A 9,843-nucleotide genomic window follows, 5' to 3' on the forward strand; every position below is an offset into this window, starting at 1 on the left:
ACTTTGGAGAGGGAGGTCATATACATATGCTGTTAGCTTCTGTACTACAGCTTGACCGTGTAGCTATCCAACTTGGGCCGTTTCCTGTGTATTGGTACGGGATTATTATCGGTACAGGTGTGCTATTAGGTCTTTGGCTGGCAACTCGCGAGGGAGAAAGGCTAGGTATTCCAAAAGATACATTTGTTGACCTTGTATTAATTGCAGTACCGATCGCTATTCTTTTTGCGAGAATGTACTATGTTATTTTTGAATGGGAATATTACGCACAAAATCCGAGTCAAATTATTAATATTCGTCAAGGTGGTTTGGCGATTCATGGTGGTTTAATCGGAGCTGTTATTACCGGAATTCTTTTTGCGAAGCGACGCGGGATTTCCTTCTGGAAGTTGGCTGATATTGCTGCACCAAGTATTTTACTAGGACAAGCAATTGGCCGATGGGGAAACTTTATGAACCAAGAGGCGCATGGTGATGAAGTAACGAGACAGTTTTTAGAAGGTCTTCATTTACCGGATTTCATTATTAATCAAATGTATATTGAGGGTGTGTACTATCATCCGACGTTTTTATATGAATCATTATGGAATTTTGCAGGTGTAATTTTACTACTTGCATTAAGAAAAGTGAATTTACGTCGCGGGGAGTTATTCTTCACATATTTAATTTGGTATTCAGTAGGACGCTTCTTCGTAGAAGGCTTACGTACAGATAGTTTAATGCTAGGACCACTTCGTATTGCACAAGTAATGTCAATTGGACTTGTTGTTATTTCTATTATTTTCATTATTGTGAGACGAAAAATGGGGCAAGCTGATAAAAGATATTTAGAAAATTAGAGACAAGTAGCATCTTATTATAAGATGCTGCTTCTTTCATATTCAGGAAGGCGAAAGGACTAAGGCGATGAGAATAAATACCGTGTTATTTGATTTAGATGGAACTTTAATTAATACAAATGAACTTATTATTTCTTCGTTTTTACATACTTTAAATACATATTATCCAAATCAATATAAGCGTGAAGATGTGTTGCCATTTATCGGTCCATCTTTGCATGATACTTTCAGCAAGATTGATGAAAGTAAGGTTGAAGAGATGATTACTAGCTATCGCAAATTTAACCATGATCATCATGATGAATTAGTAGAAGAATATGAAACTGTATATGAAACAGTTCGAGAGTTGAAGAAGCAAGGTTATAAAGTTGGTATTGTTACAACGAAAGCGAGACAAACCGTTGAGATGGGATTACAGTTGTCAAAGCTTGATGAATTTTTTGATGTTGTCGTGACAATTGATGATGTAGAGCATGTGAAACCACATCCGGAGCCACTTCAAAAAGCGCTTGAATTATTAGATGCAAAACCAGAAGAGGCATTGATGGTTGGGGATAATCATCATGATATTGTCGGTGGTCAAAATGCGGGGACGAAAACAGCTGCGGTTTCATGGACGTTGAAAGGTAGAGCGTATTTAGAGGCTTACAAGCCGGACTTTATGCTAGATAAAATGAGTGATTTGCTACCGATTTTGTCTAATATGAACCGTTCATAAAGGTCCAAGTAAGTTAGTAGAGGAGCGAGCTAAGTGCGACGGACAACGCGCTATCCTGTTTCAGGAGAAAATTCGTTATGGAATGTGTATAAAACAGTATCTTTTTGGAAGGTAATGAAAAACTTTATTATTATCCAAATTGCGCGTTACACGCCATTTTTATCCGTAAAAAATTGGTTGTACCGCACTTTTTTACGGATGAAAGTAGGAAAGAAAACATCATTTGCGCTTATGGTAATGCCGGATATTATGTTCCCAGAAAAGATAACTGTGGGAGAGAATTCGATTATTGGCTATAACACAACGCTTTTAGCACATGAATATTTAATTCGTGAATATCGACTTGGCGAAATCGTCATTGGAAATGAAGTAATGATTGGAGCGAATGTAACAATATTACCAGGTGTGAAAATTGGAGACGGTGCGACTGTCTCAGCTGGCACACTTGTTCATAGAGATGTACCGAGCGGTGCTTTCGTAGGTGGAAATCCAATGCGTATTATTTATACGAAAGAGCAAATGACCGCAAGAGAAGGTTCATGGTGAAAATGTAACATTTCTCCTCTTTTTTTATGAATAAAAAGGAAATAATTGAGTATAATATACTGTTTTGTTTTTTACGGAATCGTTTATACTTATAGATAGAAGAATGTGTGAACGAAGAAAACAAAAAACTGGAGGATATATGGGGAAAAATCAAAGGATATATAAGGAGAACGGACAAGTTATCTCTTTTAATCAATTAGCGGACTTCTTTTATAAAAAAGGGATGAGAGCTTACAAAGGACAAAAATTGCAAGATGCAATTAAATATTTTCGAAGAGCGGCACAAAGTGAGAAGGAGCCGTTTATTTTATGTCAATTAGCATCAGTATTATCTGAGGCTGGTGAATATCAAGAATCGAATCAAATCTTCTTAAAGTTAGTTAGATCTAATCCAGAACTTGAACAGTGCTATTATTTTATTGCAAATAATTATGCATATATGGGGTTATTTCAACAGGCTAAGAAATATGCAGATCGTTATTTAGAAGTTGCAAAAGAGAAGGAATTCGTAGAAGATACGTTAGAACTTCTTGAGATTATGGAAGAAGAAGCAATGGGTGCGGAAGAGATTGAAGATGAAGATGATTTAATTGTTATGCAGGAAGAAGCGAATCGCTATATTCGTAATGGACAATTGGAAGAAGCAATTGCTACATTAGAAATTGTTACGAAAGATTATCCGGAATTTTGGTCAGGTCATAATAATTTAGCCATTGCACATTTTCAATCTGGTAATGTAGACAAAGCACTGAAGTTAACAGAAATGATTTTGGAGAAAAATCCTGGCAATATACATGCGCTTTGTAATACGCTTATTTTTCTATATTCAATTGGAGAGCATAAACAAGTAGAGGCATTAGCGGGACAGCTAGTTTCGGTATATCCGATTTCATTTGAACATCGTTTGAAACTGGGAACTACACTCGCAACAATTGGTTATTTCGAGCATGCATATAAGTGGTTCAAACTATTAAAGCGTCAAGGATATGAGGGAGACGTTAGTTTTTATTATTGGTTTGCATATTCTGCGTATATGGTGAAAGATCAGCAACTAGCTGAAAAAATGTGGCAATATGTCGTGGAATTACATCCTGATAAAAAGGGAAAAGAACCGTGGAATGCGCTGAATTTAGCAGATGAAGGGCAAAACGTGTTATTTGAAGAATTACGAAAATCATTTCAGCAAAGTGCGACGCTAGAAGAACAAATGCTAGCTTTATATTTAATGAATGAATTGTCAACGCCGGAGAAGGTTGGATTCTTCTTTGATATAACGCAAGCGAAGAATGGTGTTCCCATCGTATCGCAACTTGCAAAGTACTTCTTTTTACTTAATAGTCATAAGAGTATTCCAGCTGATTTACAGCAATTTGAGCAGTGCGCGAGAATTGCGGATGCATTATACAATTATACGAAAAAAGATGATGAATTAATTGAAGAGTGTTTACACTTTTGGTTTTGTACGTTCATACGTTTATATACATCTGGAGACATATTTACAAATGTGTACGGCTGGTCAGCTGCGATTGAATACATTGTACGCGGCGAACAAGGAAATAAAATGACACAGTCGGAGCTTGGAGATGTATATAATGTATCTGTAGCGACTGTCCGAAAGTATGTGCAAGCTGTTAAGCGTACGCACACATAAGATAAGCAAATCATTGGGAAAAAAATGATGCTAACAGTATAATGAGGGTAACTTAATTGTGTAGGAATGGATAGGAGTGAATAGTGTGTCAGAAGAAAAAATTTATGATGTCGTTATTATTGGTGCAGGACCAGCTGGTATGACAGCTGCAGTATATACATCTCGTGCAAATTTAAGCACATTAATGCTTGAGCGTGGTATTCCAGGTGGCCAAATGGCAAACACGGAAGATGTAGAAAACTACCCAGGTTATGAGTCTATTTTAGGACCAGATTTATCAAATAAAATGTTTGAGCATGCGAAGAAATTTGGTGCTGAATATGCATACGGTGATGTAAAAGAAGTCATCGATGGTAAAGAATACAAAACAATTATTGCTGGTAAAAAAGAATATAAAGCACGTGCAATTATCGTTGCAAGCGGTGCAGAGTATAAAAAAATTGGTGTACCGGGTGAAACAGAACTTGGCGGCCGCGGTGTATCATATTGTGCAGTATGTGACGGAGCATTCTTTAAAGGAAAAGAGCTTATCGTAATTGGTGGCGGAGATTCTGCTGTTGAAGAGGGTGTGTTCTTAACACGCTTCGCATCAAAAGTAACGATCGTTCACCGTCGTGACACGCTTCGTGCACAGAAAATTTTACAAGACCGTGCTTTCCAAAACGAAAAAGTAGATTTCATTTGGAATCACACTATAAAAGAAATCAACGAAGCAAGTGGTAAAGTAGGAAGTGTAACACTTGTGGACGTAAATAGTGGAGAAGAGAAAGAAGTCAAAACTGACGGCGTATTCGTATACATCGGTATGTTACCTTTATCAAAACCATTTGTTGAACTAGGTATTACAAATGAAAATGGTTACCTTGAAACGAACGAGCGTATGGAAACAAAAATCCCTGGTATTTTCGCAGCTGGTGATGTTCGTGAAAAAATGCTTCGTCAAATTGTAACTGCAACAGGTGACGGTAGTATTGCAGCGCAAAGTGCACAACATTACGTAGAAGAATTATTAGAGGAATTAAAAACTGTATCAGAAAAATAAGGGATAATATACCTTTTGAGAAGAAAGCTACCGACAGGAGCTTTCTTCTTTTTTTGTGTGAAAATGTCAAAGTTTTGTCAAAAAATATAAGGATTATAAGCTTTCTTATTGATATACTGGACTTTACGGAAAAAATCACTATAAGAAATGAGGAATTTATTCAGTATGGAATGGCGTAATATATATCGTGGATTTTGTATGGGCGTTAGTGATTTAATTCCTGGTGTGAGCGGCGGTACAATCGCTGTTGTGTTAGGGATTTATGAACAATTGCTTGCGGCAATTAGTGGATTCTTTAGTCGTGAATGGAAAAAACATTTAGGATTTTTAATTCCCCTTGCAGCTGGTGTGGCAGCGGCATTTTTAACGTTAAGTCACGTTATTAAATATTTACTTGCAAATCATTATGAACCGACTCAATTTTTCTTCCTCGGTTTAATTATTAGTATATTACCGATGTTAATGAGGGAAGCTGATGCAAAGTCATCGTTTAAAGGTAAGCACATCGTTTTATTAATAGTTGCAGCAATTCTTGTTGCGATTACAGCTTTCTTTAAACCAGATAAGGCAGCAGATCCAATTACGACTTTAACAATTTTAAATGCAATTGGTTTATTTTTCGCAGGATGGATGGCTAGTATGGCCATGCTGCTTCCTGGGATTAGTGGATCGTTTATTTTATTAATTATTGGTGTGTATCCAACAGCAATTAACGCTTTAACTACACTTAATTTACCTTTAATCTTGGTTATCGGTGCTGGTGTTATGGTCGGATTTGTTGTAAGTAGTAAAGGCATTAGTTTTTTATTAGATCGTTATAAAAGTATGACATTTGCGGCAATTATTGGACTTGTAATCGGTTCGATTGTAATTGTATTCCCTGGGATTCCGACTGGTGGATTTACAATTATAAGTTCAATCATTACCTTTATTTTAGGATTTGCGATTGTTACTTATTTCGGTAAGAAATAAGGGCTTTAATCCCCTTGGCGATAAAAATCGTTAAGGGGATTTTTCATGCTATTCATTAAAAGTCTAAGCATTTACATTGCTTGTTATAGAAAGCTTTTTTAAAATTGCTGAGTAGCATATGCTTAGCGAAAGAGGACTGGCTCCTTCGTTGTAGCAAACTGTTTTTGATAGTATAATGAAAGAAGTATGCAGTGAGGAATTTTACTGCAAGTAGCTGAGGTGAAGAAACATGCAAAGAGTGACAAACTGTGTGTTAATTAGAGATAATGAAGTACTCTTACTCCAAAAACCTCGCCGAAATTGGTGGGTTGCACCAGGCGGGAAAATGGAGCGTGGTGAGACTGTAAGAGATTCCGTTGTTCGCGAATATCGCGAAGAAACAGGTATTTATTTGAAAAATCCAGCGTTAAAGGGGGTCTTCACCTTTGTCATCCAAGAAGGTGATAAAGTTGTTTCTGAATGGATGATGTTCTCCTTTTTAGCGACAGATTTTGCAGGAGAAAACAAACTAGAGAGCGAAGAAGGCATCATTGGTTGGCATACATTTGATAAAATTGATGATTTAGCAATGGCGCCAGGAGATTATCACATTATTGATTATTTAATTAAAGGAAATGGCATAATCTACGGTACATTTGTATATACCCCAGATTTTGAGTTGCTTTCATATCGATTAGATCCGAGTTAAACCGTCAAGGAGAGGATACGATGACAGAGAATAATGATATAAAAATGGTAATTATTACAGGGATGTCTGGAGCTGGAAAAACAGTAGCTTTACAAAGTTTTGAAGATTTAGGATATTTTTGTGTAGATAATTTACCACCGATGTTATTGCCAAAGTTTATTGAGCTTATGGCGGATTCAAAAGGGAAAATGAATAAAGTGGCACTTGGTATTGATTTACGTGGCCGCGAGTTTTTCGAACATTTATGGGGAGCACTTGATGATTTATCAGAACGTACATGGATTATTCCTCATATTTTATTTTTAGATGCGAAAGATAGTACGCTTGTAACTCGTTATAAAGAAACGAGACGTTCGCATCCACTTGCACCAACTGGTTTGCCATTAAAGGGAATCGAAGCAGAGCGCAATTTATTAACAGATATGAAGGCACGAGCGAATATTGTGCTTGATACATCGGATTTAAAACCAAAAGAATTACGTGAAAAAATTGTTCACTTGTTCTCAACAGAAACTGAGCAAGCATTTCGTGTAAATGTTATGTCATTTGGATTTAAGTACGGTATTCCAATTGATGCAGATTTAGTATTTGATGTTCGTTTTTTACCAAATCCATATTACATTCCACACATGAAGCCATTAACAGGACTAGATGAAGAAGTTTCTTCGTATGTACTGAAATTTAATGAGACACATAAGTTTTTAGAGAAGTTGACGGATCTGATTACTTTCATGCTGCCTCATTATAAAAGAGAAGGCAAAAGTCAACTTGTAATTGCAATTGGATGTACAGGTGGACAGCATCGTTCTGTTACGCTTACAGAATACCTTGGGAAACATTTGAAACCAGAGTATAGTGTTCATGTATCTCATCGTGATGTGGAGAAGAGAAAGGGCCATTAAGGGATGAAAAAAGAGAGAAAGCCTAAAATTGTCATCATGGGAGGCGGAACTGGACTCTCTGTTTTATTAAGAGGATTAAAGCAATATCCTGTTGATATTACAGCAGTTGTTACAATCGCTGATGATGGTGGTAGTTCGGGTAGATTACGTGATGAGCTAGAAATTCCACCTCCAGGTGACATCCGTAACGTACTTGTTGCGTTATCGGATGTAGAGCCACTGGTGGAAGCTTTATTTCAGCACCGTTTCACAACAGGAGACGGACTGAAAGGTCATGCGTTAGGAAATCTATTATTGGCAGGTATGACCTCGATTACAGGAGACTTTTTCCATGCAATTACGGAAACAAGTAAAGTATTAAATGTCAGAGGACGTGTATTACCAGCAGCGAATCAAAGTGCGGTACTTCATGCGGAACTTGAAGATGGAGAAATTGTAACAGGTGAATCAAAGATTCCTTATTACGGAAAGAAGATTAATCGCGTCTTTTTGACTCCAGAAGATGTAGAGCCATTGCATGAAACATTGGCTGAGATTAAACGAGCTGATTTACTTGTTTTCGGCCCAGGAAGTTTGTATACGAGTATATTACCCAATTTAGTTGTTAACAAAATTGGAGACGCTGTTCTTGCTGCAAAGGCGAAGAAGGTATATGTATGTAACGTTATGACACAAGCGGGTGAAACGATGGGATATACTGCTTTTGATCATGTGCAGGCGTTACACGATCATTTAGGGCAACCATTTATCAATACTGCAATTGTAAATAACCGTGAGATTCCTTGTGAATTACGTAAGTTATATGATGAAGAAATGTCTACACCAGTTGTAGTGGATGAAGAACGTTTTGTTGAAAATAATATTGATGTTATTCAAGAGGGATTAGCGAAGTATGATGATCATGTTGTAAGGCATGATACGTTAAAGTTAGCTTCGATTTTATATTCATTGTTATAAATATGCGTTGCCTCGTTTGAGGTAGCGCTCCTCATTCATATAGGACAAGAATTTTGTTCCGCAATAATCGTATAAGGAGGTGTTGACTGTGTCATTTGCATCAGAAACAAAGAAAGAGTTGACGAATCTTGAGATGAAGGAATGCTGTGAGAAAGCAGAATTATCAGCGCTACTTCGAATGAACGGGTCGCTTTCTTTTTCAAACCGTCGTCTATCTATCGATATTCAAACGGAAAATGCGGCAATTGCAAGAAGGATTTATACGCTTTTGAAAAAAGGATATGACGTGACGGTAGAATTACTTGTTCGTAAAAAAATGCGATTGAAGAAAAATAATGTATATATTGTGCGGCTTGTTGAGAAGTCTCGCGAAATATTAGCTGATCTTCATATCGTTCGAGATGACTTTTCATTTATTCGAAATATATCACAAGAATTGATTGAGAAGAAGTGTTGTAAACGATCGTATTTACGCGGAGCATTTTTAGCAGGTGGTTCAGTAAATAACCCAGAAACATCATCTTATCATTTAGAAATCTTTTCGTTATATAAGGAACATAATGATGCTATATGTGAACTGATGAACGGATTTGATTTAAATAGTAAGACGCTGGAGAGAAGAAAAGGGTACATTACGTATTTGAAAGAAGCAGAAAAAATTACAGAGTTTTTAAATATTATAGGTGCTCATAATGCACTTTTAAGATTTGAAGATATTCGAATCGTACGTGATATGCGTAATTCTGTAAATCGTTTAGTGAACTGCGAAACAGCTAATTTAAATAAAACAATTGGTGCAGCACTAAGGCAGATTGAAAATATTCGTTACATTGATGAGACAGTTGGTCTTGATATATTGCCGGATAAACTACAAGAGATTGCACAATTACGAAGAGATTATCAAGATGTAACATTGAAAGAGTTAGGTGAGATGGTATCCGGGGGGAAGATTAGTAAGTCGGGTATTAATCATCGTTTGCGTAAAATCGATGAAATTGCAGAGAAATTACGCGCGGGGGAAACGGTAGCAAAAAAATAAGAGGTTAAAGGGGAAATGGAGCTGTGGTTCAAAAAAGAGTTCAGGTTTCATTAAAAAACGGTTTACAAGCACGTCCGGCTGCGTTGTTTGTACAAGAGGCAAATCGCTTTCATGCAGATATCTTCATCGAGAAAGATGGAAAGACAGTAAATGCAAAGAGCATAATGGGGATTATGAGCTTAGCAATTGGAACTGGAAGCATGATAACAATTACAACAGAAGGTTCAGATGCAGAAGAGGCTTTAGAAGCATTAGCTGCATATGTACAATAAAAAGCTATCGCGTATATGCGATAGCTTTTTTGTTTTGTTGTCTGTGCGAATTAGCGGGGAGGGGTATTTAAGGAGAATGTGCTTGTCGAGGATTGTCGGTAAGTCGAATATATTAAAATAATCGCCGATATAATCGGAGTTACGGTCGATATATTTGAAAAATCGCTGATATATTTAGGTGAATACCAGGGTGGGTATCCAGACGGAGGTGCATGAT

Annotated in this window: 11 protein-coding genes; all 11 read left to right on the forward strand. The window is 36.9% G+C overall.

Annotated features, from left to right (window positions below):
• Nucleotides 1–26: 26 nt before the first annotated feature.
• The 11 genes from lgt (at nucleotide 27) to HMPREF1014_RS22440 (ending at nucleotide 9,626) form a co-directional block, all read left to right on the forward strand.
• Entirely contained in the window at nucleotides 27–839 is an 813-nt protein-coding gene (lgt, locus tag HMPREF1014_RS22390; RefSeq protein WP_000922846.1) for a prolipoprotein diacylglyceryl transferase, read from the forward strand.
• 67 nt (nucleotides 840–906) lie between these two features.
• On the forward strand, nucleotides 907–1,557 hold the full coding sequence (gene ppaX / locus HMPREF1014_RS22395) for a pyrophosphatase PpaX (RefSeq protein ID WP_002097946.1): 651 nt from the start codon (nucleotides 907–909) through the stop codon (nucleotides 1,555–1,557).
• A gap of 33 nt (nucleotides 1,558–1,590) precedes the next feature.
• The gene (locus tag HMPREF1014_RS22400) at nucleotides 1,591–2,103 is read left to right on the forward strand and encodes an acyltransferase (protein WP_001255070.1); all 513 of its coding nucleotides are present in this window, start codon (nucleotides 1,591–1,593) and stop codon (nucleotides 2,101–2,103) included.
• Between the two features lie 139 nt (nucleotides 2,104–2,242).
• Entirely contained in the window at nucleotides 2,243–3,754 is a 1,512-nt protein-coding gene (locus HMPREF1014_RS22405; protein WP_000517720.1) for a tetratricopeptide repeat protein, read from the forward strand.
• Nucleotides 3,755–3,839: 85 nt separating this feature from the next.
• Complete coding sequence (trxB, locus tag HMPREF1014_RS22410) at nucleotides 3,840–4,796, forward strand: thioredoxin-disulfide reductase (RefSeq protein ID WP_001288078.1); 957 nt, start codon at nucleotides 3,840–3,842, stop codon at nucleotides 4,794–4,796.
• Nucleotides 4,797–4,961: 165 nt separating this feature from the next.
• Nucleotides 4,962–5,768 carry a DUF368 domain-containing protein gene (locus HMPREF1014_RS22415; RefSeq protein ID WP_000455194.1) on the forward strand — a complete coding sequence of 269 codons (807 nt, stop codon included), beginning with the start codon at nucleotides 4,962–4,964 and terminating at the stop codon, nucleotides 5,766–5,768.
• A 229-nt stretch (nucleotides 5,769–5,997) separates the two neighbouring features.
• Nucleotides 5,998–6,456 (forward strand): NUDIX hydrolase, encoded by a 459-nt coding sequence (locus tag HMPREF1014_RS22420; protein ID WP_001190080.1) that lies wholly within the window; start codon nucleotides 5,998–6,000, stop codon nucleotides 6,454–6,456.
• A 20-nt stretch (nucleotides 6,457–6,476) separates the two neighbouring features.
• A complete protein-coding gene (gene rapZ, locus HMPREF1014_RS22425; protein WP_000138459.1) occupies nucleotides 6,477–7,358 on the forward strand; it encodes an RNase adapter RapZ in 882 nt (293 codons plus the stop codon).
• Nucleotides 7,359–7,361: 3 nt separating this feature from the next.
• Nucleotides 7,362–8,315, forward strand: a complete 954-nt coding sequence (locus HMPREF1014_RS22430; protein ID WP_000712186.1) for a gluconeogenesis factor YvcK family protein — start codon at nucleotides 7,362–7,364, stop codon at nucleotides 8,313–8,315.
• Nucleotides 8,316–8,403: 88 nt separating this feature from the next.
• Nucleotides 8,404–9,354, forward strand: coding sequence for a DNA-binding protein WhiA (whiA, locus tag HMPREF1014_RS22435; protein WP_000006560.1), 951 nt, complete (start codon nucleotides 8,404–8,406; stop codon nucleotides 9,352–9,354).
• Between the two features lie 23 nt (nucleotides 9,355–9,377).
• Complete coding sequence (locus tag HMPREF1014_RS22440; protein ID WP_000250307.1) at nucleotides 9,378–9,626, forward strand: HPr family phosphocarrier protein; 249 nt, start codon at nucleotides 9,378–9,380, stop codon at nucleotides 9,624–9,626.
• Nucleotides 9,627–9,843: the final 217 nt, after the last annotated feature.

Source organism: Bacillus sp. 7_6_55CFAA_CT2 (genome assembly GCF_000238655.1).
Classification (GTDB): domain Bacteria; phylum Bacillota; class Bacilli; order Bacillales; family Bacillaceae_G; genus Bacillus_A; species Bacillus_A cereus.